The 26,455-nt window shown below is 36.2% G+C and carries 21 protein-coding genes, 1 tRNA gene, 1 pseudogene and 1 riboswitch; of the genes and pseudogenes, 18 read left to right on the top strand and 5 right to left on the bottom strand.

What is annotated here, in order from left to right; translation table 11 throughout:
• Positions 1 to 22: 22 nt before the first annotated feature.
• Complete coding sequence (locus tag IGL98_RS10475; protein WP_206841996.1) at positions 23 to 904, bottom strand: LysR family transcriptional regulator; 882 nt, start codon at positions 902 to 904, stop codon at positions 23 to 25.
• Positions 905 to 1,595: 691 nt separating this feature from the next.
• Positions 1,596 to 1,766: riboswitch (M-box (ykoK) riboswitch) on the top strand.
• A gap of 105 nt (positions 1,767 to 1,871) precedes the next feature.
• Between IGL98_RS10475 and mgtA the strand changes: the two are divergent.
• The 6 genes and pseudogenes from mgtA to dnaJ form a co-directional block, all read left to right on the top strand.
• Positions 1,872 to 4,544: pseudogene (gene mgtA / locus IGL98_RS10470) on the top strand (magnesium-translocating P-type ATPase); the annotation flags it as partial.
• A 182-nt stretch (positions 4,545 to 4,726) separates the two neighbouring features.
• On the top strand, positions 4,727 to 5,884 hold the full coding sequence (gene hemW, locus IGL98_RS10465; protein WP_206911522.1) for a radical SAM family heme chaperone HemW: 1,158 nt from the start codon (positions 4,727 to 4,729) through the stop codon (positions 5,882 to 5,884).
• A 208-nt stretch (positions 5,885 to 6,092) separates the two neighbouring features.
• Positions 6,093 to 7,136 (top strand): heat-inducible transcriptional repressor HrcA, encoded by a 1,044-nt coding sequence (gene hrcA / locus IGL98_RS10460; RefSeq protein WP_206841986.1) that lies wholly within the window; start codon positions 6,093 to 6,095, stop codon positions 7,134 to 7,136.
• Positions 7,137 to 7,177: 41 nt separating this feature from the next.
• A complete protein-coding gene (gene grpE, locus IGL98_RS10455; RefSeq protein ID WP_206841983.1) occupies positions 7,178 to 7,741 on the top strand; it encodes a nucleotide exchange factor GrpE in 564 nt (187 codons plus the stop codon).
• 66 nt (positions 7,742 to 7,807) lie between these two features.
• Positions 7,808 to 9,637 carry a molecular chaperone DnaK gene (gene dnaK, locus IGL98_RS10450; protein WP_206911523.1) on the top strand — a complete coding sequence of 610 codons (1,830 nt, stop codon included), beginning with the start codon at positions 7,808 to 7,810 and terminating at the stop codon, positions 9,635 to 9,637.
• 196 nt (positions 9,638 to 9,833) lie between these two features.
• Positions 9,834 to 11,000 carry a molecular chaperone DnaJ gene (dnaJ, locus tag IGL98_RS10445; protein ID WP_206911524.1) on the top strand — a complete coding sequence of 389 codons (1,167 nt, stop codon included), beginning with the start codon at positions 9,834 to 9,836 and terminating at the stop codon, positions 10,998 to 11,000.
• Between the two features lie 60 nt (positions 11,001 to 11,060).
• On the opposite strand, the gene IGL98_RS10440 is transcribed toward dnaJ, so the two are convergent.
• Positions 11,061 to 11,999, bottom strand: a complete 939-nt coding sequence (locus IGL98_RS10440; RefSeq protein WP_206841976.1) for a helix-turn-helix transcriptional regulator — start codon at positions 11,997 to 11,999, stop codon at positions 11,061 to 11,063.
• A gap of 283 nt (positions 12,000 to 12,282) precedes the next feature.
• Between IGL98_RS10440 and IGL98_RS10435 the strand changes: the two genes are divergently transcribed.
• From IGL98_RS10435 to IGL98_RS10410, 6 genes are all read left to right on the top strand, one after another.
• Entirely contained in the window at positions 12,283 to 13,170 is an 888-nt protein-coding gene (locus IGL98_RS10435) for an energy-coupling factor transporter transmembrane component T (RefSeq protein ID WP_206841975.1), read from the top strand.
• Positions 13,143 to 14,819, top strand: a complete 1,677-nt coding sequence (locus IGL98_RS10430) for an energy-coupling factor transporter ATPase (RefSeq protein WP_206841973.1) — start codon at positions 13,143 to 13,145, stop codon at positions 14,817 to 14,819. Before IGL98_RS10435 ends, IGL98_RS10430 begins: the two co-directional genes overlap by 28 nt.
• The gene (locus IGL98_RS10425) at positions 14,812 to 15,501 is read left to right on the top strand and encodes an ECF transporter S component (RefSeq protein WP_206911525.1); all 690 of its coding nucleotides are present in this window, start codon (positions 14,812 to 14,814) and stop codon (positions 15,499 to 15,501) included. Before IGL98_RS10430 ends, IGL98_RS10425 begins: the two co-directional genes overlap by 8 nt.
• A 23-nt stretch (positions 15,502 to 15,524) precedes the next feature.
• Entirely contained in the window at positions 15,525 to 15,908 is a 384-nt protein-coding gene (locus tag IGL98_RS10420) for a DUF4430 domain-containing protein (RefSeq protein ID WP_206911526.1), read from the top strand.
• 113 nt (positions 15,909 to 16,021) lie between these two features.
• Positions 16,022 to 16,441, top strand: a complete 420-nt coding sequence (locus tag IGL98_RS10415; protein ID WP_206911527.1) for a pyridoxamine 5'-phosphate oxidase family protein — start codon at positions 16,022 to 16,024, stop codon at positions 16,439 to 16,441.
• A gap of 21 nt (positions 16,442 to 16,462) precedes the next feature.
• Positions 16,463 to 16,873 carry an EVE domain-containing protein gene (locus IGL98_RS10410; protein ID WP_206911528.1) on the top strand — a complete coding sequence of 137 codons (411 nt, stop codon included), beginning with the start codon at positions 16,463 to 16,465 and terminating at the stop codon, positions 16,871 to 16,873.
• Between the two features lie 60 nt (positions 16,874 to 16,933).
• Here the strand turns inward: IGL98_RS10410 and IGL98_RS10405 are convergent, their stop codons facing one another.
• Genes IGL98_RS10405 through IGL98_RS10395 form a run of 3 tightly spaced genes read right to left on the bottom strand, consistent with a single transcriptional unit; the run spans position 16,934 to position 19,738 of the window.
• Entirely contained in the window at positions 16,934 to 18,157 is a 1,224-nt protein-coding gene (locus IGL98_RS10405) for an ABC transporter permease (protein ID WP_206841961.1), read from the bottom strand.
• Between the two features lie 15 nt (positions 18,158 to 18,172).
• Complete coding sequence (locus IGL98_RS10400) at positions 18,173 to 18,865, bottom strand: ABC transporter ATP-binding protein (RefSeq protein WP_206841959.1); 693 nt, start codon at positions 18,863 to 18,865, stop codon at positions 18,173 to 18,175.
• A 12-nt stretch (positions 18,866 to 18,877) separates the two neighbouring features.
• Positions 18,878 to 19,738 (bottom strand): efflux RND transporter periplasmic adaptor subunit, encoded by an 861-nt coding sequence (locus tag IGL98_RS10395; protein WP_206841957.1) that lies wholly within the window; start codon positions 19,736 to 19,738, stop codon positions 18,878 to 18,880.
• A gap of 209 nt (positions 19,739 to 19,947) precedes the next feature.
• Between IGL98_RS10395 and IGL98_RS10390 the strand changes: the two genes are divergently transcribed.
• The 6 genes from IGL98_RS10390 to IGL98_RS10365 all read left to right on the top strand — a co-directional run bounded on the left by IGL98_RS10390 (position 19,948) and on the right by IGL98_RS10365 (position 26,332).
• The gene (locus IGL98_RS10390) at positions 19,948 to 20,682 is read left to right on the top strand and encodes a metallophosphoesterase (protein ID WP_206841955.1); all 735 of its coding nucleotides are present in this window, start codon (positions 19,948 to 19,950) and stop codon (positions 20,680 to 20,682) included.
• 117 nt (positions 20,683 to 20,799) lie between these two features.
• Positions 20,800 to 22,992, top strand: coding sequence for a Tex family protein (locus tag IGL98_RS10385; protein WP_206911529.1), 2,193 nt, complete (start codon positions 20,800 to 20,802; stop codon positions 22,990 to 22,992).
• A gap of 2 nt (positions 22,993 to 22,994) precedes the next feature.
• A complete protein-coding gene (locus IGL98_RS10380) occupies positions 22,995 to 23,492 on the top strand; it encodes a SprT family protein (protein WP_206841951.1) in 498 nt (165 codons plus the stop codon).
• Complete coding sequence (locus tag IGL98_RS10375; protein WP_242590060.1) at positions 23,453 to 24,301, top strand: YdcF family protein; 849 nt, start codon at positions 23,453 to 23,455, stop codon at positions 24,299 to 24,301. Before IGL98_RS10380 ends, IGL98_RS10375 begins: the two co-directional genes overlap by 40 nt.
• Before the next feature lie 100 nt (positions 24,302 to 24,401).
• A tRNA-Leu gene (locus IGL98_RS10370) sits at positions 24,402 to 24,484 on the top strand.
• 198 nt (positions 24,485 to 24,682) lie between these two features.
• On the top strand, positions 24,683 to 26,332 hold the full coding sequence (locus IGL98_RS10365) for a glycoside hydrolase family 13 protein (RefSeq protein ID WP_206841946.1): 1,650 nt from the start codon (positions 24,683 to 24,685) through the stop codon (positions 26,330 to 26,332).
• Positions 26,333 to 26,455 lie beyond the last annotated feature (123 nt).

Here is a 26,455-nt window from a genome sequence, read left to right as displayed (position 1 = left end):
CATATACTCCTTTCAAATAAAATTAAAAAATATATTGAAGCTGTTCAATTAGATATTCATGTGTTTTTGAGAGCGGAGAGCTTGAAGAATAGCCAATAGAAATATTTCTAAATGGACCCTCAATCATCTCGACAGACACAACATTTAAGTGATGAGGAATTGAATCTACCAACGAATAGGGTAGAAATGCCACACCAAAGTCTTGATCGACTAGATTTAATATTGAGATTGTAGAAGGAAGTTCATAATAGCGATTATCCTTAAGTTCAGGATGATTTGATTCAATCCAAGAATGGATTATTTTTTTTTCGTAAATTTTATTCGAATAATTGATTAGAGGTATTTGCAGCAAATCTTCTGCCGATAATTCATTCAAATTGGCAAATTTATTTTTAGTACTAGTGAAGACAACATATGATTCAGAGAAGATCAACTCACTTGTTATTTTAGAATTTGTTTCTGATAAAATACCAATAGCGATGTCAATGTCATTATGTTCTAACACCTCTTCTAAGTTTTCGTAATAACTGTATTCAAGTGAAACAGAAGGATAGTATTTATGGAATTCTGTTAATAATTTAGCAATTAAATAATCAATATCGGGTAAATTAGTACCGATTTTGATTGTTGCAGTTTCACCAGTATGAACGAGCAAGTTGATTTGATTAACAGCCATTTCAAATTCTTGAAAAATTTTTTCTCCTCTTGTCTTTAAAACATGTCCTTCAGGTGTTAACTTATTATTACCATAATCCCTTGTTATCAATTGAGCATGTAGTTCCAGTTCTAATTCGCGAATATGAGTGCTCAAACAGGGTTGAGAAATCCCTAATTCCTCCGATGTCTTAGTGAAGCTTTTGTTTTTACATAACGCTAAAAAATAGTCTAAGTGCTTTAGTTTCATCTTCACATCTCCTTCACTTGAGAAAAATAAAATTCTATTTACAACCAAGATAAAATAATTTTAGATAAAATAGTTCTTTTTTTTCAAAAATATATAAAAAATTAATAGTACATATTATTAACTGGAAATAATTACACTCTATTTTATAAGAAGGAATAAATTTAAAGTAAGTAGGAAAAGAGCCCCTTCAATTGGTGATAGCAAACCAATTGAAGAGGCTTTTATCAGTAAATTGCCTTCTGATAATAAATGATGAACTTTAAATTACGCACTGTAAATAAATTATTTACTTGCTTATTGTATGCTTAATGATGGATTTAAACCATATCATTTTATTTATAGCACTATTCTTTTTTTGTACAGAGTGCATAAGGAATTCTGGAGAAAACAAATCCCACTTCGCAGGAAAGACGAAGTGGGATTTATCAGAGTTAACTTTGTAAAAAGGAGTATGGATTCTGCATAAACGAAGTTGGGAAGTTCGTCTATAAAACTATCATAAATAAAAATGATCGATCTAACTATCTTTTTTTATTCATAGCTGTATTCATTTTTACGAATGATTCGTTGATAACTAATAAAAAGTATTTTGATTTTAAGTGGATGTATAAAACAACATTCGAAAAAAGTTATAGCGGTATAAGTTTTTAAGTCTATAAAAAAAGGCCGTAACTCATTAGAATAGTAGTGTAATTCTTCTTGTTAGGTGAGGCTCTTATACAAACACAGGCTACTGCCCAAAAATGTCGAGAGACGCCAATGGGTAGAACAGGAACTGTCGAATTAAGGCTTTTCTTAAGGTAGCTAAAAGCTTAGGCTTTTTACGTTGTATAGTGCCAAAACTCAACGATTACGAAGACTCACGGAAAAGCGGGCTGAGTTTTCAGTGCGCTCTTTTTGTGTGGAAAGGATGTGGTTCCCGTGTCGGAAGATAGTTCGATAGAAAGCGAATCAACTAAAAGAAAAGAGGATAATCCAGATGCAAAAAGAAATGAAGAACATGATCCATGATAAAGCGTACCAAAAATTAGCTAATTTATCTATCGATAAAGTATTAGAGAGTTTTTCGTCTTCCTGGGATGGATTAAAAGCTAGAGAAGTTCAACGCTCAAAAGAAAAATTTGGTGTAAACAAAATCACGGATGATAAAAAGAAATCATTTATTTATACTGTGATAAAATCTTATGTTACGCCATTCACTGTTGTTTTAATGATACTTGCAACTATCTCATTTTTCACCGAATATGTCTACGCTGATCCAAGTGAAAAAGATCTTGCTGGTGTTTTGATTATGCTGGTCATGGTTTTATTAAGTGGCACGATGACACTGGTTCAATCAGTAAAATCAAGCAATGCGGTTAGTAAATTACAAAATATGATCCAAATCACTGCAACAGTCACGAGAGAAAATAAAGAAATGGAAATTCCGATGGATGAAGTTGTTTGTGGCGATTTAGTTAAACTTTCGGCTGGCGACATGATTCCAGCAGATTTACGTTTGATTCATGCTAAGGACTTATTTGTTTCACAATCAGCCATGACTGGAGAAAGCTTTCCAGTTGAAAAAAAAGTTAAAAATTTTGTTTCTACAAATAACAACCAAACGGATTTTGAAAATCTATTATTTTTAGGTAGTAATGTAGTCAGCGGTAGTGGAGTTGGTGTAGCTGTTCGAGTTGGCGATCATACATTATTTGGAAAAATTGCACAAGATGTAGCAGATGACGAGAAAAAAACAAGTTTTGAATTAGGGGTCAATAAAACAACTTGGCTGTTGATTCGTTTTATGATGGTTATCACGCCAGCTGTGTTTTTGATCAATGGGATCACGAAAGGCAACTGGAGTGAAGCGTTGATGTTTGCAATTGCGACAGCTGTAGGACTTACACCGGAAATGTTGCCGATGATCGTTACAACTAATTTAGTTAAAGGCTCTAGAGATATGGCAAAAGAAGGCACGATCATGAAAAATGTCAATGCCATTCAAAATTTTGGTGCGATGGATATTTTATGTACAGATAAGACAGGAACACTAACACAAGATAAAGTCATTTTAGAATATCACTACAACACTTCATGTCAAGAAGATCAAGAAGTCTTACATTCTGCTTTTTTAAATAGTTATTTTCAAACGGGTCTACGAAATCTGATCGATAAAGCAATTATTGAAGCGACATCAAAAGAATTATCCATTGACGAAGAAGATTACTTTAAAATCGACGAAATTCCTTTTGATTTTAATCGTAGAAGAATGAGTGTAGTGGTCAAAAATAGAAGATCTAATCAAAGTTCCTTGATCACTAAAGGAGCAGTTGAAGAAATGCTGCAAGCTTGTTCTTATATCAATCAGCATGGAAACATTATTCCACTCACTCCTGAAGTTAAAAAACAAGTTTTAAAAACAGTGAAAGAATTAAACGAAGATGGCTTACGAGTATTAGCGATCGCTGATAAAAAAGTCAACAATCAATTAGACGATTATTCTGTTGAAGATGAGAAAGAATTAGTTTTACAAGGCTATCTAGCATTTTTAGATCCTCCAAAAGAAACAGCTGCTGCAGCAATCAATGCGTTAAAGAACAATGGCGTTTCGGTGAAAATTTTAACGGGTGATAATCAGTTAGTTACACGATCTGTTTGTAGAGAAGTTGGTCTTGGAACCGAAAAAATGATCGATGGTTCAACGATAGCTAAATTATCTGATGTTGAGTTAGAACGTACAGTCAACGAATACAATATCTTCACGAAAGTGACACCAGACCAAAAAACGAAAATCGTTAAAGCTTTGAAAAAGAACGAAAAAACAGTTGGGTTTATGGGAGACGGGATCAATGATGCTGGAGCAATGAAAGTATCTGATGTAGGAATTTCTGTAGACACGGCAGTTGATATTGCAAAAGAATCAGCAGATGTCATTTTACTACAAAAAGATCTTATGGTTCTAGAACAAGGAATCATATCTGGACGCAAAGTGTTTAGTAATACAATGAAATATATCAAAATGACGGCAAGTTCAAATTTTGGTAATGTATTTTCTGTTATTCCAGCAAGTATCTTCTTACCTTTCTTGCCAGTTGCACCGATTCAATCACTTTTCTTGAACTTGATTTATGATACATCGTGTATGTCTGTTCCATGGGATAATGTTGATGCAGAGTATGTAGAGAAACCTAAGAAATGGGAAGCAAAATCGATTGGTTCATTTATGAAATGGTTTGGACCGACAAGTTCAATTTTTGATATTGTGACCTATCTATTTATGTATTTTATTATTTGTCCAGCAATTTTGGGCGGAAGTTTCTTCTCGTTAACAGCTGATAAACAACTAGTGTTTATTGCGATTTTCCATGCAGGTTGGTTTATTGAATCATTATGGTCACAAATGTTGGTGCTTCACATCTTGAGAACACCGAAGATACCATTTCTTCAAAGTAGGGCATCTGGAATACTTACGCTAGTTACATCGATCGGGATTTTAATTGGAACGATTTTACCATTTACCAACCTAGGAGCAAGTATCGGATTTGCACCATTACCAGGAAATTACTTTTTCTATTTGATTCCAACAATCATTGCGTATTTATTTTTAGTAACGGTGATAAAAAAAATATATATGAGAAAATATCAAGAGTTACTCTAGACGGAAATTTTTATGACACTTTGGATTCTATGCAAGAGCCGAGGTGTCATTTTTTGTCGTCAACCTGAAGAATTTATTGAATCAAATTAGAACATTTTAGGAGTGAATATGGTAAGATAAGATGCGTCTTCTATTATAGTTACATAAAAAGTAGAAGACTTCTAAATTGGAGGAATAAAAAATTGAAAAAAGATACAAATGGTATTTCAGCATACATACATATCCCATTTTGCGAACATATATGTTACTACTGTGACTTCAATAAAGTTTTTTTAGAAGGTCAGCCAGTAGACGAGTATATCCAAAGTCTTTTGACAGAAATCCGTTTAACAAAAGAACAATACCCAAGTCGTAATACTGAAACAATTTACATTGGTGGCGGAACACCTACTTCACTTTCAGCGGAACAATTAGCTGTTTTGTTGAAAGGTGTGCGAGAATTATTGCCGTTTGACGATAAGAATGAATTTACTGTAGAAGCAAATCCTGGAGATTTAACGCAAGAGAAGTTACAGGTCATGAAAGAATATGGTGTAAATCGCTTATCGATGGGAGTTCAGACCTTTGATAATCAGTTGTTAAAAAAAATTGGACGCAAACATACAGCAGAAGATGTCTATGATACGATGAAGTTTTTAGAAAAAGAAGATTTTTTTAATGTGAGCATCGATTTGATCTACGCTTTACCGGGTCAAACCTTAGAAGGCTTCAGAGATACGCTAAAACGAGCAATAGAACTTGATTTACCACACTATTCGCTGTATTCACTGATTTTAGAAAATAAAACGATGTTTATGAACTGGGTACGACAAGGTCGCCTGCAGTTACCTGATCAAGAAGTTGAAGCACTAATGTTCGAAGAAACGATCATCGCAATGGAAAAAGCGGGACGTCATCAATATGAGGTTAGTAACTTTGCGTTAAAAGGGCAAGAAAGCCAGCATAATTTGGTTTATTGGAATAATGATCACTATTATGGTTTTGGGGCAGGAGCTAGTGGCTATCTAGGACATACGCGTTACCGCAATCATGGTCCAATTCAGCACTATTTAAAACCACTAAGAGAAAATCAGCTGCCTACTGTTGAAACGGAAATTTTGACACTAAACAATCAAATGGAAGAAGAACTTTTCTTAGGTTTACGAAAAATGAGTGGCGTTTCCAAGGTGCGTTTCAAAGACAAATTTGGTTTATCTTTAGACCAAGTATACAAAGAGACGATTCCAGAATTAGTTCATAAAGGGTTATTATTGGAAAATGAAAGCCATATCCAACTTACAGAGCAAGGACTTTTTCTAGGGAATGATGTATTTGAAGCATTTTTGATTGATAAAGAATAGAGATAAAAGTTGACAGCTTATTTATAAGTTTTAGGAACGAAACGATAGTCGAAAAGACTTTTGTTTCGTTCTTTTTTATTTTTTTAGCACTCGACGACAAAGAGTGCTAAAAAAGTATGTTTTTCTCTTGACAATTTTGCAAGAACTTGCTATATTAATAATTGTATTAGCACTTGAACAACATGAGTGCTAATGAAGGGTGGTAATTATGATAACAGAAAGACAAAAGAATATTTTGCGACTTATCATCCAAGAATACACAAATACAGGAAGCCCTGTAGGATCAAAGAAACTAATGGAAGAAGGAATTAAGTCAAGTTCGGCAACGATTCGTAATGATATGAAAGCTTTAGAAGAGCACGGATTATTACTAAAGACACATTCGTCTTCCGGTAGAATTCCTTCAATGGATGGTTATCGCTACTATGTGGATCATTTATTGAGTCCTACTGAAATCGAACATGATGAATTAGAAACGATTCGCCATTCATTTGGGAAAGAGTTTCATGAAATCAATGACATTATTGAACAATCAGCTGAAATCCTTTCTGATTTAACAAGTTATACTGCTTTTTCGTTAGGTCCTGAAGTGAAGGAACGAAGACTGACTGGTTTTCGAATTGTTCCATTAAACGAACGCCAGATCATAGCAATCATCGTGACGGATAAAGGTAATGTGGAAAGCCAAGTATTTGCGATCCCAGCATCTGTTTCAAGTCAAGACTTGGAGAAGATGACCCAAATCATCAATGATAAATTGGTGGGTCAGCCGCTATTGACCGTTTATCATCGTTTACGTACTGAAATTCCGATGATTTTACATCGCTATTTCCAAACACCGGATGGTATGATGAATCTATTTGACGCAATGTTAGGACATGCTTTTGAAGAAAAAGTTTTTGTCAGTGGTCGGATGAATCTTTTAGACTTTGGTGTACAAAAGGACATCACACAACTAAAATCAGTTTATTCCTTTATACAAAATACAGATGCGATCACGCACTTGTTGACGGCAGATGAAAAGGCTGATACGCAAATAGCGATTCGGATCGGTTCGGAAATAGGGAACGATTTACTTGACAATATGAGCATGATTACTGCAACATATGAAGTGACAGGTCACGGTAAAGGAACGATTGCTTTATTAGGACCGACAAGCATGCCATATTCAAAAATGTTTGGATTAGTGGATGTTTTCCGCCATGAATTAGCTTCAAAACTTGGTGCTTATTATCGGTTCCTTGATGAATAAGTGAAAAGTTGAAAATATAGAATTCTAATAATTCTACGGAAATGAGAAGGGAAGTTGCCAGAGTGAGTAATAAAGAAGAAACAAATGAAGAATTACAAGAAGAACGCATGGACGCTATCGACGATTCAGGTGTATCTGAGGTAGAAGCAGAAATGACAGAACTTGATAATGCCAAAGCTGAATTATCAGAAATGGAAGATAAGTTTTTAAGAGCACGAGCTGAAATTGCCAATATGAGCAATCGTTTTAAAAATGAGCGTGAATTGCTCGTTCGTTATCGTTCACAGGATTTAGGGAAAAAATTATTACCTTCGATCGATAATTTAGAACGTGCGATGGCAATAGAAGTCGATGATGAACAAGGAGCAAGCTTGAAAAAAGGCATCTCGATGGTTCTTGAAGGCTTACAAGCTGCATTGAAAGATGAAGGCATTGAAGAAATCCCAACTATGGGCGAAGCTTTCGATCCTAATTTACATCAAGCAGTCCAAACGATTCCGGCAAACGATGAAATTCCAGCCGATACAATCGTTGAAGTATTACAAAAGGGTTATAAATTACATGACCGCGTTTTACGAGCAAGCATGGTTGTTGTTGCACAGTAACGACAAAAAATGTTTGTATAATATAAATTGAAAAAAATTAAAATAGAAGATAGGAGATCATTAATTATGAGTAAAATTATTGGTATTGACTTAGGAACAACAAACTCAGCAGTTGCAGTATTAGAAGGCGGAGAAGCAAAAATCATTGCGAATCCAGAAGGTAACCGTACGACACCTTCAGTAGTATCATTTAAAAATGGAGAAATCCAAGTTGGTGAAGTTGCAAAACGTCAAGCAGTGACAAATCCACATACAATTGCTTCAATCAAACGTCATATGGGTGAAGCTGGATACAAAGTAGAAGCAGATGGAAAATCTTATACACCACAAGAAATTTCTGCAATGATCTTACAATATCTAAAAGGTTTCGCAGAAGATTATTTAGGTGAAAAAGTTGATAAAGCGGTTATCACTGTTCCTGCTTACTTCAACGATGCACAACGTCAAGCAACAAAAGACGCTGGTAAAATCGCTGGTTTAGAAGTTGAACGTATTGTCAACGAACCAACTGCTGCAGCATTAGCATATGGTTTAGATAAAACAGATAAAGACGAAAAAGTGTTAGTATTTGACCTTGGTGGTGGTACATTTGACGTATCGATTCTTGAATTAGGGGATGGCGTATTCGACGTATTATCAACTGCTGGTGACAATGAACTAGGTGGAGATGACTTTGATAACAAAATCATCGACTACATGGTAGCAGAATTCAAAAAAGAAAACGGTGTTGACTTATCTAAAGATAAAATGGCTGTTCAACGTTTGAAAGATGCTGCTGAAAAAGCGAAAAAAGATTTATCAGGTGTTACTTCAACTCAAATCAGCTTACCATTTATCACAGCAGGAGACGCTGGTCCATTGCACTTAGAAATGAACTTAACTCGTGCGAAATTTGATGAATTAACTAGCGATTTAGTAGAACGTACGAAAACTCCTGTACGTCAAGCATTGAAAGATGCTGGTTTGAATCCTTCTGAAATCGACGAAGTTATTTTAGTTGGTGGATCTACTCGTATTCCAGCTGTAGTAGAAGCTGTTCGTAAAGAAACAAACAAAGAACCAAACAAATCAGTTAACCCTGATGAAGTAGTCGCAATGGGTGCTGCAATCCAAGGTGGCGTTATCACTGGTGATGTGAAAGATGTCGTATTATTAGACGTAACACCATTATCACTAGGTATCGAAACAATGGGCGGCGTATTTACTAAATTGATCGATCGTAATACGACGATTCCAACAAGTAAATCTCAATCATTCTCAACAGCCGCTGATAATCAACCAGCTGTAGATATTCACGTATTACAAGGTGAACGTCCAATGGCCGCTGATAACAAAACATTAGGTCGTTTCCAATTAACTGATATTCCAGCCGCTCCTCGTGGTGTGCCTCAAATCGAAGTAAGCTTTGATATCGATAAAAATGGTATCGTAAATGTTCGTGCTAAAGATTTAGGAACACAAAAAGAACAAACTATTACAATCAAATCTTCATCAGGTTTATCAGATGATGAAATAGAACGTATGGTTAAAGATGCTGAATCAAATGCTGAAGCAGATAAAGCTCGTAAAGAAGAAGTTGACTTACGCAACGACGTTGATGCTCTGTTATTCACTGTTGATAAAACATTGAAAGAATTAGAAGGCAAAGTAGATGCTGAAGAAGTTAAAAAAGCAGAAGATGCTCGTGATGAGTTAAAAGCAGCTGTTGAAGCGAATGATATCGAACAAATGAAAGAAAAACGTGATTCATTAAACGAAATCGTTCAAAACTTAACAGTAAAACTTTATGAACAAGCAGCGCAACAACAAGCGCAAGAAAATCCTGAAGCTGCACAAGGTGGAGCAGATGATGTTGTAGATGCTGACTTTGAAGAAGTAGAAGGCGACGATAAATAATCGTTAACAAGCTGGCAAAGACCAAAGTCATCGCTTTGGTCTTTGCCTATCTTTATTTGTAGATAAATACTAGCAAATTAAGGGAAGCTATTTTGCTTTTGCTTAATTTGTGGTATGATTACAACGATGTTTTTATGCAAATAAGTTGGCGTCGATCCTTTTTTAAATAAATGGAATAATAGTTGGAGGGGAACTAATGGCTACGAAAAGAGATTATTATGAAGTCCTGGGTTTAGCAAAAGGCGCTTCAGATGATGAAATAAAAAAAGCTTACCGTAAGCTTTCCAAGCAATATCACCCAGATATCAATAAAGAAGCAGATGCTGAAGATAAATTTAAAGAAGTGTCTGAAGCATATGAAGTGTTGAGTGATCCTCAAAAGAAAGCGGCATATGATCAATATGGTCACGCAGGTACTGATCCAAACTACGGCGGAGGCGCTGGTGGTTTCGGCGGCTTTGGTGGAGGAGGATTCTCCAGCAGTGGTTTTGGCGGATTTGAAGATATTTTCGATTCATTCTTTGGCGGCGGTTCTCGTAGTGTTGATCCGACTGCTCCAAGACAAGGATCTGATTTGCAGTATACAGTCAACCTAAAGTTTGAAGAAGCGATTTTTGGTGTAGAAAAAGAAATCAAATACAATCGTGAAGATAATTGTGAAACCTGTGGAGGAAATGGTGCCAAACCAGGTACTCATCCTGAAACGTGTCACAAGTGTCACGGCTCAGGTTCAATCAATGTTGAACGTCAAACACCACTTGGTCGCGTAATGAGTCGCCAAACCTGTGATGTTTGTCGCGGTACTGGTAAAGAAATCAAAGATCCTTGTCCGACATGTCATGGAACTGGACATGAGAAAAAAGCGCATAAAGTAAAAGTCAATGTTCCAGCCGGAGTAGAAGACGGACAACAAATGCGTTTGGCAAATCAAGGAGAAGCTGGCATGAACGGCGGACCGTATGGCGATTTGTATGTTGTATTCAGTGTAGAAGACAGCAACATTTTTGACCGTGAAGGATCAGAAATTTATTATGATTTACCATTAAGCTTTGTACAAGCAGCACTGGGTGATGAAGTCAAAGTGCCGACTGTTCATGGAGATGTAAAATTAAAAATTCCTGCTGGTACTCAAACAGAAACGAATTTCCGTTTACGCGGCAAAGGCGCACCACGCTTACGTGGCGGAGCCAATGGCGATCAGCACGTGAAAGTTAAAATCATCACACCAAAAAACTTGAATGACGAACAAAAAGAAGCATTACGCACATTTGCCAAAGCTGGCGGTCAATCCGTAAGTGAACAGCAAGAAGAAGGTTTCTTTGATAAGATGAAAGATGCTTTTGGTAGTAAGAAGAAGAAATAAAATAAAAAGCTTTTCAGACTGTACTACATTTCAGTACATGCTGAGAAGCTTTTTTATTGTCTATGATTTTTGATAAAGCTCGAGTAAATTTTCGATACGTTTTCTTAATTCAGTTCTAACATGAGGCGGCTCGAGGCATTCACATTGATTGCCAAAACCTAAAAGTAAATTATAGCCAAATTCATCTTCCATAAAAGGGAATTCAACGATTAATTTCTCAGAATCATTGGAAGGATAAAAACTTAATTGTCCAAATTTATCGATGAGCTGTTCTTTGATCTTATGTGTCACTTTAAGTGTCGTGATCGTAAAATCTTTACCGTAGAAAGTTTCTTTTCCTAATGGTTTTGCTTTAAATTCTCGAGGAACAAAAGTTGAGGATGACAAGCTTAAATTAAGCATTCTGGAAATTTTGAAGGTTCTAAAATCAGCTTTTTCTATGCAATACGCTTGTAAATACCAACTGATTTCCTTTAAAACGAGCCGATAAGGTTCGACAGTTCGTTTGGTTTTTCTTCCTTGATTATCTTCATAGTCAAAACAAAGTAAGCGTTGCTGATCCATGCCAGATTTGATGATTTCTAAAAAAGGCTGCAGTGTATGATTACTGGTCCAAGGCGTTAAATCGATTGCAATTTGGTTCGTTTTGAATTCGATTTCTTCTAAAAAATCAGCTGGAACAAGTGTTTTTATTTTTTCGAATGTTTGATTTATTTGAAGCGGAGATACGTTTTGAGATAAACTCTCTAATGCAATCAGCAATGAGGTGATATCAGTCGAGGTAAAAAATTTTTTATCTATTTTGTAATTCTCCATAATTTGGATACCGCCATTTACGCCGGGAGAAGAGGTTACCGGTATCCCAGCTTCACTAAGAGAATTAATATCTCTGTAAATGGTCCGGACTGAAACTTCCAACATTTCAGCTAGTTGAGAAGCACTGATCTGCTTTTTTTCTAATAAGATCATAGTGATTGCCAGTAGGCGTTCTGTTTTCATCGGAGCATCTCCTTCCTTTTTTTATTGATGTGAATCATTCATCTTATTATAACGAAAAATCTCTTCTAATGGGGAGGAACAGATAAATAAATTTTATGCACTTATGGATAATCAAGAAAGATTGACTTTCGTTAGTTAGATTTATATAATATGAATGTTGCTTTGGGCTACAAACACTATTATATTAATGAAGCAATAGAAATTTTAACGTATTTAAAATAACAGTGTAGGCTGTTTTTTTATTATCCGATAATGAATAACTAGTAGAGAAAGGAAGTCTGATATGAATAAAGCGCTTTTTAGACAACATCATCCGCTAGTTATTTCTTGCTATTATATCCTGATGTTATTGATCGTAATGAGTACGACAAATCCATTGATCATCAGCGTTTTTTTCTTTGGAAGTTTATTCTTTCAGTTGAGTTACTCGAAAGGAAAGCAAAAAATGACAGTATTTTATCCTTTGATCGTTTTAGCTCTTATAACAGTAACGAATCCTTTATTTGTCCATCGAGGAGCAACGATATTATTTTTTTTATTTAATAAGCCGGTTACTAAAGAAGCTTTTGTCTACGGTTTTTTTGTAGGGATGATGATTACGACAGTGATCTATTTATTTCAAAATTTCCAAAAAGCAGTTGAATCGGAACAATTTTTTTATCTTTTCGGGAAACGTTTTCCTAAAGCGACGTTGATTTTAACACTCGTTTTTCGTTTTATACCACTACTTCAGCAATATTTTAAAGAGTTGAATCAAGTGCAGAAAACCATTCAACGAACGCAAAAGCAAAGCTTTAAAGAACGCGCTTCTTATGGGCTAGATTTATTTGGAAATTTATTTTCTTGGTCGTTAGAAAATGCAATGGATACAGCAGATTCCATGAAGGCACGAGGTTATGGCATTATGACCAGAAGTAGTCGGTTGAGCTACCGTTTGAGAAAAATAGATACGTTATTCTTGATAATGATTATTCTATCAGGCTGTCTTTTTATTTATAGTATGGTGAATGGACAGTATCAATTCAATTATTATCCTTATCAAGACAATGTTTATTTACTGGTCCAACAATACTGGTTGAATTACGTGTTTCTTTTTATTTTAGCATTTTTACCGTTGATCAATCGAGTGAGGAAGGTGATCCTGTGGTCTATCTTGAAATTAAAAATTTGACATTTCAATATCCTGGAAAAGATAAATCAGTTTTGAAAGAACTAACATTATCCATTGATCAAGGTGATTTTATTTTGGTTTGTGGTGCTTCTGGCAGTGGGAAATCAACGTTATTAAAACTGTTAAAACCGCAATTGATACCTGCTGGAAAACAGACAGGTAATATCTACATGAACAATGAAAAAATCACGGATCTTCCAGAGCTTTTTACAACCAGTAAAATCGGCTATGTCATGCAAAATCCTGAAAATCAGATTGTGACAGACAGTGTTTGGCATGAACTAGCATTTGGTTTGGAAAATATGGGGATTTCTGCTTCTGAAATTAAGAGCCGAATCGCTGAAATGGCTAATTTTCTAGGTATTCAAGAACTACTTGAGTCTAAAACGAGCGAATTATCCGGCGGTCAAAAACAACTACTAAATCTAGCCTCTGTTTTAGTTATGAAACCGGATATTTTGATTTTAGATGAACCGACAACCCTGCTTGATCCGATTGCTTCACAAAATTTTGTCGATATACTTGTAAGGTTAAATCGAGAAATGGGGTTAACGATCGTGTTAGCAGAACATGGATTGGAATCCGTCTTTGCTCAGGCCGATAAAGTTGTACTTCTCGAAGAGGGGCAGATGATTTTTTCAGGTGAACCGAGAACGATTTCCAATGAAATCAAGAAAAGTAGAATCGATCTTAGCCGCTTTGTTGTTAGTTTACCAAGTGCTGCACAAATTTATTTAGAGAGTGGTATACAAGATAAATGCCCAGTTACGGTCATCGAAGGCAAGCGGTTTTTAGCACGACATTTTCCTTCTAACATTGCGTCGCAGGAAGAAAAACATGAGCCATTAGTTCAGAATCAAGCAAACAAAAGTATTCAATTAAAGAATTGCTGGTTCCGTTATGAAAAAAATGGTCGAGATATTTTAGCGGGTGTGAATTTTGAGATACATGAAGGAGAAATTTTCTCTTTGGTCGGAGGGAATGGAACTGGTAAAACAACATTATTGAAAGTAATTGCTGGAATCCATAAATGCTATCGAGGAACAATCTCTATTTTAAATCAACCAATCAAAAAGAATCAGCAAGCTGTTGGTTATTTACCACAGGAGCCTCAAACACTCTTTATTAAAGACTCTGTGGAAGAGGATTACAAAAATTATCTAGACAGTAAAAAAATGGATGAACAGGAACAGATAAAGCAGATAGAAACTGTTGCAAATTTACTGGAACTAAACGAAATTTTAACACAGCATCCATTAGATTTAAGCGGTGGAGAATGTCAGCGTGCGGCATTAGGGAAATTACTTTTAGCTGACTCGAAAATTTTGTTGTTGGATGAACCGACAAAAGGAATTGATAACTATGGGAAAAAGCAATTGATCGCAGTATTAAAAGAGTTAGCAAAACAAGGTAAAACAATTTTAGTTGTAACACATGATTTGGATTTTGCTGCAGAATTGTCTGATCGCTGCGGATTATTTTTCCAAAACAATTTATTGACTGCGGCAACACCAAAGCTATTTTTCAGTCATCATACATTTTATACAACTGCAGCCAGTCGGATTTCTCGTGATACTTTTCATTCTTTAGTCACAACTCAACAAGTGATTGATGCATGTAAGATAGCAAAAGGAGCTGCGGATGATTAAAAATAATATGAAACGAATGTTACTCAGATCATCGCTAGTCCTCTTGTTGTTTGGGATTGGTGTTTCATTGTTTCAAGCTAGTCAATACCAAATAATTTCCATGTTATTAGCAATCAGTGCCTGTTTTCCAATCTATTATCGCTATGAAAAAAAACAAATTAATAGTAAAGAATTAGTTTTGATTGCTGTATTAACTGCAATTGCAGTTTTAGGTAGATTTTTGTTTTATATGATTCCAGCTATTACACCAATGACGGCAATCATCATTATTTCAGGTATTTGTTTAGGATCTGAGATAGGATTTTTAGTTGGTTCGTTGTCAGCTATTACGTCAAATATGTTGTTCGGTCAAGGGCCATGGACGCCTTTTCAAATGGTTTCATGGGGGCTAATTGGCTGTGTTGCTGGTTTGCCCTGGATACAGAAAATGCTTAGGAAAAGCTATTGGTTTTTAGCACTTTATGGAATCTTAGCAGGACTTTTCTTTTCCTTTTTCATGGATGTGTGGACAGTTTTTTCGATTGATCGCTATTTTTCTTGGCAACGGTATCTAGCATTATTAGTGACTGCTGTACCATATACAATTTCTTATTGTTTTGCAAATGCTTTTTTCTCGTGTTTGCTTTTTAGATCAATTCAAACAAAGCTTCAACGGATTTTAATCAAATATGCTATAAAATAATGTAACTAAAGGTGGAACTAAAAATGAAAAAAATTATAAAAACAGCCATGGTCGTTATGGTGCTCTTCTTATTGGGTGCATGTGGCAAAACAACGGACAAAAAGGACACGACTAAAGCAAGCGAAGACCAGTTTAAAGTCACGATCATCTTAAAGGAAGACGACAAAGAATTTGATAAAAAAGAAGTGAAAGTCAAAAAAGATGAATCATTACAAACTGTCATGGAAACAAACTATAAAGTAGAAATGGAAAAGAATTTTATCAGTGGTATCGATGGTCACTTGCAAGACGCAAAAGCGAGTAAATATTGGATGTATGATGTGAATGGTAAACAACCTGATGTAGGAGCTGTTGAATATTTTCTTGAAAATGGTGACAAGGTTACTTGGACCTTGAATAAATTATAAAATAAAAAAATTCTAAAAAAGCTTTACCAAACCCTGACAATCAGTTGTCAGGGTTTGTTTGTTAGAATGAACTTGTCAGTCAGACAAATGAAAAATAAGGGAGTAAACAATTTATGAAAACGGTAGAAGCTTTTAAAAAAATAATGAGTGAACAAACAGAAATCGCTCTGGCAACAAGTGTTGAGGAAATACCCAATGTAAGAATCGTCAGTTTTTTTTATGATGAAGATAAAAAATGTCTTTTCTTCTCAACCTTCAAAGGAAACGAAAAAATTACTGAGTTTCAAAAAAATGCCAATGTTGCATTTACTACGATTCCAACCTCAAATACCAATCATGTTCGAGTACATTACGCTCAAGTGAAAAAAAGTGATTTAACCGTTTATGATGTAGCAAAACAATGGATTAAAAAGATTCCTAGTTATGAAGAAAACATCAAACAAGCTGGCGCTATGCTGGAATTATACGAAATTCATTTCAATGAAGCGATCGTGATTTTAGGGATGGAAAGTAGAGAAACAATCAATTTATAAGAATGAAAAGGAGTGGATACTATGAATTATTTGATCGGCGTTGCTTCTAAAGATCATGTAGAACTTGGCGTGGCAGGTGGTTTTTGTCAATTATGTCACGGAAAATCAGCACCTTTGAATCGAATGAAGGCAGGCGATTGGCTGATTTATTACGCACCCAAAAAAAGCTTGAAAACGAAAGAACCTTGTCAAGAGTTCATTGCTTTGGGGCAGATTTTACCTGGAGAAGCATATCCATTCGAAATGGCTCCAGACTTTATTCCAGATAGAAAGGACATTTCCTTTTTGAAAAATATTCAATCAGTTCCACTAGAGGCCGTTGCGGATTTTCCATTGTGGCAGGAGTATCGGTCACGCTTGAGATTTGGCCATTTTCAAATTCCTGAGGAGTTGTTCAACTTCATTGTTTCTGGGATGAAAAAAGAAGGATAATTAAAAAAACAGGATGGAGAAATTATTCTCGTCCTGTTTTTGTTTTACAATATTAAATCGTTATTCGTACCGTAAAGCTTCGATTGGATCAAGTTTTGCGGCTTTTCTTGCTGGATAAACCCCAAAGAAAATCCCGATAGCACTCGAAAATAAGAGTACAGCGACAATTGAACCTATGGTAAACTGAGCAGTAATATCTAAGGCACTAGCAACAGTAACAGCTAAGAGCGCACCTAGAGTTAATCCAATTAGTCCGCCAATCAAACACAGTATAACCGATTCTGTTAGAAACTGGAATAAGATGTTACTATCTGTTGCACCTAAAGCTTTTCTTGTTCCAATTTCTCTGGTCCGTTCAGTGACTGAAACGAGCATGATGTTCATCACACCAATGCCGCCGACAAGTAGGGCAATCGCCGCAACCGCTGCAATAAAGTTGATAAACAAGCCTAAAACATTATTGACCTGATCTAATGCCTGCAAGAAGTTTGTTGCAGTATAGACTTTTTCACCAACGGTATTGTGGCGAACAGATAGGATATTTACGATTTGTTTGGAAACCGCATCGATATCATCTTTGGATTTAGCAATTACGGTCAAACTAGTGATTTTAGTTGCATCCGGATTTAAATTATCTGCTGTAGTCAGCGGTATTGAAACATAGCCCATCATTTCATCTTCATCAAAAGAACCGACCATTTTTTCTACTGTACTTTTGGTCACGCCGATGATTCGAGCACTGATTTGCCCTTTTTGTCCGCGTAAGTTGATTTTCTCACCAATAACATTTTCCCGCCCATTGAAAAAATAGCGAGCCGTATCAGCGCTGATCACAGCTACTTTACTAGCTTCTGAGTATTCGGTTGTATTGAAATAACGACCGTAGACGATGTCTTTATCCATTAATTGATTGGTATATTGTAAATCAGGCGTTCCTGCCATGATCAATGTTGCTTTTGATTTTTCGTTTGCAGCACCGACCGCTTGGATCGAAACAACAGGGGAAAGATGATCGATTTGCGGGATGCCGTCTTTTAATGCTTTGATATCTTTACTGGTGATTTTTTGACTATCTGTTGCGTCTCGACTTGTGGAAACAGAAATTGTAGAAGCGCCTAAGTCGCTGAACGTGCCTGTGATTTGACTCGTTGCACCATTCCCTACGGCTAATATCGCGATCACGGCTGCAATTCCAATAATGATTCCCAGCATAGTCAAAAACGACCGCATTTTATTGGCTAAAATACTATCGATCGCCATCTTGAAACTTTCAATAATTCCCATGAAAACGGCTCCTTTCTATAGTGTTTTTCGATCTAATACTGGTTGGTCATCAATGATTTCGCCATCTCTAAAAGAGACGATTCGTTTCGTGTATTGTGCCACATCAGGTTCATGTGTGACCATGACCACAGTTGTGCCTACATCGTTTAAATCTTGGAAAATTTTCATGATTTCTAGTGTTGTTTTTGAGTCTAAATTTCCTGTTGGTTCATCTGCCATTAAAACAGCTGGATCATTTACGATAGCACGGGCTATAGCCACACGTTGTTTTTGTCCGCCTGAAATAGCATTTGGCCTATGTGCGACACGATCAGCCAAACCGACTTTTCTCAAAGCTTCTAACGCGCGCTCTTTTCGTTCTTTTGCCGAAATACCAGAATAAACCATAGGGAGGGCAACGTTATCCAATAACGACATCCGCGGCATCAAATTAAAGGATTGAAAAACAAAACCAATTTCTTTATTTCTAACATGTGCACTTTCATTACTAGTCAAATTGGTAACATCTTGTCCATTCAAGTGATAAGTTCCTTCATCAAAACGGTCCAATAAACCGAGAATATTCATCATGGTTGATTTACCAGAACCGCTAGGACCCATAATAGAAGTGAATTCTCCTTCTGCAATATGCAGGGAAACGTGTTTTAAAGCTTCTAGTTCTTCTCCGCCGGTACGGTAGATTTTTACTACATCTTTTAAATCGATCAATCATTTCACCTTCTATTCTTTGGTTACTTCAGTATTGTTTTTGATATCAGAACTTGGAGAAAGAATAACTGTTTCCCCTTCTTTTAGTCCGCTTTTTACTTCGATCAATTTATCTGATTGAATGCCGATTTCAATTTTTGTTTCTTTGGCACGGCCATCTTTAACTGCAAAGACAATCGGTTCATTTTTATCATTATAGGTTAAAGCTTCGATCGGTAAGGCTAGGACATTTTCAACGGTATTTGTTGTGATATCGACATCTACATCAAAGCCTGCAAACAGTTTTTCTGGTGCTTGATCAAAGGTTACAATGGCACCTAAACTTGCACTTGTTCCTGTTGCTGATTGAGTACTTTGAGCAGCAGGATCTTTTTCAGCGACTTTTCCTGCAAATGTTTCATTACCGCTTGTGATTTCCGCTTTTTGATCAACAGCTACAGCAGAAGCCTCTGAGTTAGACAATGCTAGTTGAACTTTTAAGGTAGAAAGATCATCTAGCTGAATCGATGGTTTTCCTTGCTGAGCATTTGTATCAGCTTGTTTGGCTTTGATGTTGACTTGAGTGATTGTGCCATTGAAGCCAGCGATTAATTGCAAGCCATTGTCATATGTTGCTAAAACTTTGTCTTTTTCTACTTGATCACCCGTTTTAACAAACACTTCGACAACATTGCCAGTGCCCATAAGTGCTTGTGTTTGATTTGGTATCAACGTACCCGTTGTAGAGAGTTTTTCAACAATCGTTTCTTTTTTTACTTCACTAGTTCGAACAGTAACAGCGTTTGATTTACCTGAATTTCCTTGAACAATTAGGAAGATAACAAGGGCAACAACTAAAACTGCAAGAATACCGAAAATAGTTTTTTTCTTCATAAATTTCAGCTCTTTCCTACTAATTTTATGACATAGTGTCATTTACATAAGTTTACTCTCTTTTTCATGAAAAGTCTAAGATTAATTCCAATTTTTAAAATATTCCTAAATAAATGAATATTCTTACGCTTTTAGGATCGATAATTTGATGCTCATGCTGTTTCTTGCGATATAATATAGAAAATGAATGGAGACAAGGAGCTGAAATTATGAAAAAATTTGTCTATGCAATCAGTGATATTCACGGTGAATATGAGTTGTTTAACGAATTGATCCAATACTTTGATCCGACAATGCATCAGTTAGTATTGATCGGTGACTTAAATGATCGTGGTCCCAAAACAAAAGAGAGTTTTTTACTTGGAAAAGAATTGGTTGAGAAATATGGAGCAATTTACCTTAGAGGAAATCATGAAGAGTATTTTCTACAATTTTTAAAAAGTCCAGAAGACTGGTTTACTAGTTACGTTCGAAATGGTGGCAAAGAGACGATGGAAAGTTTACTTCATAAAGGGGCGACAGAAGAATATTCTCCAACTGAGATCAGCATGATGATACGAAGCCGATATAAAGAGTTGATTGAATTTTTGACTGAACGGCCACTTTATTTTGAATGGGAGGAGTATATATTTGTTCATGCTGGTGTAGACTTGACTAAAAAAGACTGGCATGAAACGAGTCCACATGATTTTATCTGGATAAGAGAGGCGTTTCATCAAGGGAAAAATCATACAGGGAAAAAAATCGTCTTTGGTCATACGATTACACCTATGCTTCATGGGGATATGGAGACAACTGATTTATGGTTATCGGATAATAAAATCGGGATTGATGGGGGGGCTGTCTTTGGCGGTTCTGTTCATGGCGTGATTTTCGATAAAAATGGAATCGTGCAAGATATTGAATATCAAAATTTAACTGGTCCTTGGCAGCCTGATTTTTAAACAACTGTTTCTGTTTCAACCGAGTAAAGTCTTTTTTAAGCTTTTTCCTCGTCCTATATTTCAACAGGAAAATATGCTAAAATGAAACAGTATGTTAATGAAGAGAGGTATGTAAATATGGCAGAAGCTTATAACCAAGAAGTAGTTGATTTACTTCAGAAAGAATTGACAGAATATCGTCCAAAACAAATAACAACAGTGCTGACTTTATTAAGTGAAGGAAACACTGTTCCATTTATCGCCCGCTATCGTAAAGAGATGACGAACAGTTTAGATGAAGTTCAAATTCGTGAAATCGAAGAACGCTATACTTATTTAGGCAATTTAGAGAAACGTAAAGAAGAAGTTCTTCGTTTGATCGAAGAGCAAGGAAAGCTGACAGATGAGTTGGCTAAATCCATTCAAAAAGCAACGAAAATGCAGCAAGTGGAAGACCTATATCGTCCTTATAAGCAAAAACGTCGTACCAAAGCAACCATCGCCAAAGAAAAAGGTCTAGAACCTTTAGCAGATTGGTTAATGAGCATTCCAGCTCAAGCTGATGTAACGGCAGAGGCTGAAAAATACATTGACGCTGAAAAAGAAGTAGATTCAGTAGAAGCAGCATTGCTAGGTGCGCATGAGATTATTGCTGAACGAGTATCTGATGAACCTAAATTCCGTTCATGGATTCGTGATTTTACCTTTAAACATGGTCAATACGTCAGCACGGTGAAAGACGAAGAAAAAGATGAAAAATCAGTTTATGAAATGTACTATGATTTTTCTGAGCCTGTTAGTAAAATGGTTTCTCATAGAGTCTTAGCTACAAACCGTGGTGAAAAAGAAGATATTTTGAAAGTGGCTCTTTTGGTAGAGGAAGAAAAAATCAATTCTTATTTAGAACGTCAATTGATTGGAAATAATAAACAGTCCCCAACTGCAACGTATGTTGAAACAGCATATTTAGATAGCTACAAACGATTTATTGGTCCAGCGATAGAACGTGAGATTCGCAATGAGTTAACTGAAAAAGCAGATGAACAAGCGATTAATATATTCGGTGAGAATTTACGTAATCTATTATTACAACCTCCTTTGAAAGGCAAAGTCGTATTAGGATTTGACCCAGCTTACCGAACTGGCTGTAAAATGGCGATTGTTGATGCAACTGGTAAAGTATTAGCGATTCAAGTCATTTATCCTCACAAACCAGCTTCAGGAGAAAAACGTGCAGCAGCAGGTCCTGCTTTTAATCAATTGATTGAAAAGTACGAAGTTGAAATGGTGGCAATCGGTAATGGGACGGCCAGCCGTGAATCAGAGCTATTTGTTGCTGAACAGCTAAAACAAATCAAACGGGACGTTTTTTATGTGATCGTTAACGAAGCAGGGGCATCTGTCTATTCTGCAAGTGACGTGGCGAGAACTGAATTTCCTGATCTACAAGTAGAAGAAAGAAGTGCAGTCAGCATTGCTCGCCGTCTGCAAGATCCTTTAGCCGAGCTTGTAAAAATCGATCCTAAAGCAGTCGGTGTCGGTCAATATCAACATGATGTTTCACAAAAACGTTTAGCAGAACAATTAGATTTTGTTGTAGAAACAGCAGTTAACCAAGTTGGAGTGAATGTCAATACAGCCAGCCCGCAACTATTGCAACATATTTCCGGATTAAATAAAACAACTGCTCAAAACTTGATGGCCTACCGTGATGAAAATGGGGCATTTACTGCTCGCAATCAAGTCAAAAAAGTCCCTCGTTTAGGACCAAAAGCTTATGAACAAGCGATTGGATTCTTACGAATTCCAAATGGGAAAAATATATTAGATAATACAGGAATTCATCCAGAGAGCTATGATATTGCCAAAGCAATTCTAGAAAAAGCCAATGTTAAATTAGCAGAACTTGGCTCATCGGAAGCCGCTCAACGGATCAAAGGGTTGCCACTGGAACAACTAGAAACAGAATTAGCTGTCGGTAGTGAAACCTTAAAAGATATTGTAGCAGCTTTAGTGCAGCCGGGAAGAGACATGCGGGATGAAATGCCTGCTCCTCTTTTAAGAAAAGATGTTTTATCAATGGAAGATCTTAAATCTGGAATGGAGTTGCAAGGTACAGTTCGCAATGTTATCGATTTTGGTGCTTTTGTTGATATTGGTGTAAAACAAGATGGATTAGTGCATATTTCAAAACTTAGTACAAAATTTGTTAAACATCCTACAGATATCGTTGCTGTAGGAGACGTTGTGACTGTTTGGGTGGAAGATGTAGACACGAAGAAAGGGCGCATCAGTTTAACGATGTTGCCTCAAGCTGAAAGGAAAGAATAGTCTTGAGTCGTTTTTCTAAAGAAGGAAAACCAACAAAGCAAGAGTTAACAGATGATCAATTACAAGCAATGGTTGAAGAAATTTCTTTGACTTCTTTTGGAAAAAAGTTTCGACACAAGGCTTTTTTCAACCGTCGCCTGAGAACAACTGGCGGTCGGTATCATTTAGGCTCACATAATATTGATTTCAATCCGAAAGTTTTCGAACGTTATGGTGAAGCAGAACTGATCAATGTGATCAAACATGAATTGTGCCATTATCATCTGCATTTAGAAGATAAAGGATATCAACACAAAGATGCAGAATTTAAATCCTTGCTGAAGCAAACAGGTGGGAGTCGCTATGTTCGGCCTTTAGTGGAGCAAAAACCTCAGTCCTATCACCAGTATCAGTGTGAAAAATGTCAAACATTGATTTTACGTAAACGAAGAATCAATACCCAACGCTATGTTTGCGGAAAATGTCGCGGAAAGCTAGTGGAATTGAATCCGAACAAATAGAGTTGAATTCAACCGTTGCCGTCTTTTCTTTTATTAGAAAAGGCGGTATTATATTAGAATCAATCACAAAAGAAAAGGGGATAGCTATGCAGCATTGGAATACCGTTATTGACTATTTATCTGCACAAGAACAAGTAACTGGAAAGTACGATCTTGCCATCCTAGCTGGAAATAGTCTACCATATCTTGCGGATGAGTTGATTGCTTTATATAAGCAAGGAAAGGCCGATAAGTTTATGCTTGTCGGAGGCATTGGCCATGCTACATCATTTTTACAGAAAAACTTTAAAAATAGTGGCTTCGAGGTCAGTGACGTAAGCGAAACTGAAATGTACTTGGCCTATTTTAAGGAGAAGTACAACCTAGATGAGCATCTATTTTTAGCAGAGAGTACTTCAACCAATTCTGGAGAAAATGCGATTTTTTCATTAAATATAATAAAAGAGAAAAAGTTAAATCCAAAAAAGGTTTTATTATTGGAAGATCCTATTTTACAAAGAAGAATCAAAGCAACTTTTGAAAAAGAGTGGCGTGAAACAAACGCTGTTTTTACAAATTATGTTCCAATCATTCCATATGTAAAGTCGGTTGATGAAAAGATTATTTTTGAAGACGATCGACTGAACGGATTATGGAGTAAAGACTATTTTCTTTCTTTAGTCCTAGGTGAAATACCACGGCTTAGAAATGACGTAAATGGTTATGGACCAAAGGGAAAAAATTATATTGGCGCGGTTGAAATTCCTAAACAAGTAAGCCAATCGTATGAGAAATTGTGTCAGGTGTATGATTACAAGCAAAAAAGATGACTGTTGATTTATGGAAAAGTAAAATGTCGAATCTTTCTTGAAAGATTGACAAAAACTTGAGCGTATTTTATCATAGATAGCAGATAGTTTGTTATAAAATGCGGTCATGGCGGAATGGCAGACGCGCCAGCTTGAGGGGCTGGTGGGGGCAACCCCGTGGAAGTTCGAGTCTTCTTGGCCGCATAAGAATTTTCAACCTTTCTAACTTGTTATTAAACAACGTAATTTAAGTAAAGCACTCTTTTCTAAAAAGATTGCTTTTTTGTTTACAACCATAGAAAGATAAATTTGTTTAAAGCCAGCAATGTTCTATGCATTTCAGATACACTTTTCCTACATATCTTATATAATAAAAAGAAATACAACATAGGGGTGATACAGATGGCAATCAAGCGGGCTTGGTGGAAAGAAGCAGTAGGTTATCAGATTTATCCAGCCAGTTTTATGGATACAAACAATGACGGTATTGGTGATTTAAATGGAATCCGTTCAAAACTGGATTATCTTCAAGATTTAGGAATCGGATTCATCTGGATTACGCCGATTTATGAATCACCTAATGTTGATAATGGCTATGATATCAGCGATTACCAAAAAATTCTTAGAACTTTTGGTACGATGGAAGAATTTGATTTGTTATTAGAGGAAGCGCATGATCATGGGATTAGAGTGATTATGGATTTGGTCATCAATCATACATCGAATCAACATCCATGGTTTATAGAATCAAGGTCTTCTGTAAAAGATGACTATCGGGACTATTACATTTGGGCTGATGGAACAATTGATGGGCCACCGAATGATTGGGTTTCGATTTTTGGTGGATCAGCGTGGGAATATGATGAAACGACCAATCAGTATTATCTCCATGTGTTTGCTAAAGAACAACCTGATCTAAATTGGGAAAATCCGCGAGTGAAAAGAGACTTGTTCTCTATGATCGATTGGTGGTTAGATAAGGGAATAGATGGTTTTCGTGTTGATGCAATTTCTCATATAAAAAAAGCCCCTCTAGAAACATCTTCAACAAATGATCCGTTTGAGTCATTCAAAAATGTTTCCGGAATTGAAACTCACTTAGAAGAGTTGCGGGATATTTTTAAAAAACGTGATATTCTAACAGTAGGAGAAGCCAATGGAGTCAGTGCAGCCGAAGCACCTAAGTGGGTAGGGGAAACAGAAGGATATTTCAATATGTTGTTTGAATTTGATCATATCTCTCTTTGGAATAAAGAAGAACAAGAAACGTTAGATGTTATTCACTTCAAAAAGGCACTCACTGCTTGGCAAGAGGCTTTGGCAGACGGGAAAGGTTGGAATGCCCTTTATATGGAAAATCATGATATTCCTCGTTCTGTCTCAAGTTTTGGGAGTGAAGAAACAGTATTCTGGCAAGCATCTGCAAAAGCTTTGGCGTTAACATTTCTATTATTGCAAGGAACACCTTTTATTTATCAGGGACAAGAAATCGGGATGATAAATATGCCCTTTGCTTCGATCGATGATATTGATGCAGTCGATACTAAAAACTTTTATCATGAAATGATTCATGCAGGAGTTGAGCCTTCAAAGGCAATGAATGTGATTCGCAGAACTGCGCGAGACAATTCGAGAACACCGATGCAATGGACAGCAGAAGAATACGCTGGTTTTTCAAAAAGAAAACCTTGGATGGTAATCAATCCTAACAAGCAAGAGATCAATGTACTAGATGAATCAACAGATCCCAATTCAGTTTTAAATTTTTACAAAGAAGTGATCCAGTTGAGAAATAAAAATGAAGCATTGATTTACGGTAGTTATAAACTTTATTTACCTGATCATCCACAATTGTTTGTTTATGGGCGTCGTTTAGGTAACGAGCGATTTGTGGTCATCGTCAATCTGTCCAAAGAATTCGCTTCAGCTGATTTACCAGAAAATGTTCAGATAGAAGAGTGGGACTTACAATTGTGTAATTTGAACAATCATACCATTCATCAGCATACGATTTTTGCTCCTTATGAAGCTAGAGTCTACAAACATAAATAAAAAACTAAGGTTAGGGGTACTTCTGCTCCCACCGTTATTTGTACTCAGGGTGTGAAACAAAAGTGATTTTTACTTTTGTTCCACACCTAGAATTTTTTTTAGAAAAATTTCAATTTTCCATTG

The organism is Enterococcus sp. DIV0840, from assembly GCF_050527835.1.
GTDB classification, from domain to species: Bacteria; Bacillota; Bacilli; order Lactobacillales; family Enterococcaceae; genus Enterococcus_L; species Enterococcus_L ureasiticus.
This window is presented reverse-complemented; position numbering and strand designations above follow the sequence as displayed.

Coding starts and splice junctions, on each gene's coding strand:
- dnaK (WP_206911523.1), top strand. CDS start 7,808: ATGAGTAAAATTATTGGTATTGACTTAGGAACAACAAACTCAGCAGTT.
- IGL98_RS10435 (WP_206841975.1), top strand. CDS start 12,283: ATGAATAAAGCGCTTTTTAGACAACATCATCCGCTAGTTATTTCTTGC.
- dnaJ (WP_206911524.1), top strand. CDS start 9,834: ATGGCTACGAAAAGAGATTATTATGAAGTCCTGGGTTTAGCAAAAGGC.
- IGL98_RS10415 (WP_206911527.1), top strand. CDS start 16,022: ATGAAAACGGTAGAAGCTTTTAAAAAAATAATGAGTGAACAAACAGAA.
- IGL98_RS10395 (WP_206841957.1), bottom strand. CDS start 19,738: ATGAAGAAAAAAACTATTTTCGGTATTCTTGCAGTTTTAGTTGTTGCC.
- IGL98_RS10410 (WP_206911528.1), top strand. CDS start 16,463: ATGAATTATTTGATCGGCGTTGCTTCTAAAGATCATGTAGAACTTGGC.
- IGL98_RS10420 (WP_206911526.1), top strand. CDS start 15,525: ATGAAAAAAATTATAAAAACAGCCATGGTCGTTATGGTGCTCTTCTTA.
- hrcA (WP_206841986.1), top strand. CDS start 6,093: ATGATAACAGAAAGACAAAAGAATATTTTGCGACTTATCATCCAAGAA.
- IGL98_RS10365 (WP_206841946.1), top strand. CDS start 24,683: ATGGCAATCAAGCGGGCTTGGTGGAAAGAAGCAGTAGGTTATCAGATT.
- IGL98_RS10390 (WP_206841955.1), top strand. CDS start 19,948: ATGAAAAAATTTGTCTATGCAATCAGTGATATTCACGGTGAATATGAG.
- IGL98_RS10385 (WP_206911529.1), top strand. CDS start 20,800: ATGGCAGAAGCTTATAACCAAGAAGTAGTTGATTTACTTCAGAAAGAA.
- IGL98_RS10475 (WP_206841996.1), bottom strand. CDS start 904: ATGAAACTAAAGCACTTAGACTATTTTTTAGCGTTATGTAAAAACAAA.
- IGL98_RS10440 (WP_206841976.1), bottom strand. CDS start 11,999: ATGAAAACAGAACGCCTACTGGCAATCACTATGATCTTATTAGAAAAA.
- IGL98_RS10375 (WP_242590060.1), top strand. CDS start 23,453: ATGTCGCGGAAAGCTAGTGGAATTGAATCCGAACAAATAGAGTTGAAT.
- IGL98_RS10405 (WP_206841961.1), bottom strand. CDS start 18,157: ATGGGAATTATTGAAAGTTTCAAGATGGCGATCGATAGTATTTTAGCC.
- IGL98_RS10425 (WP_206911525.1), top strand. CDS start 14,812: ATGATTAAAAATAATATGAAACGAATGTTACTCAGATCATCGCTAGTC.
- grpE (WP_206841983.1), top strand. CDS start 7,178: ATGAGAAGGGAAGTTGCCAGAGTGAGTAATAAAGAAGAAACAAATGAA.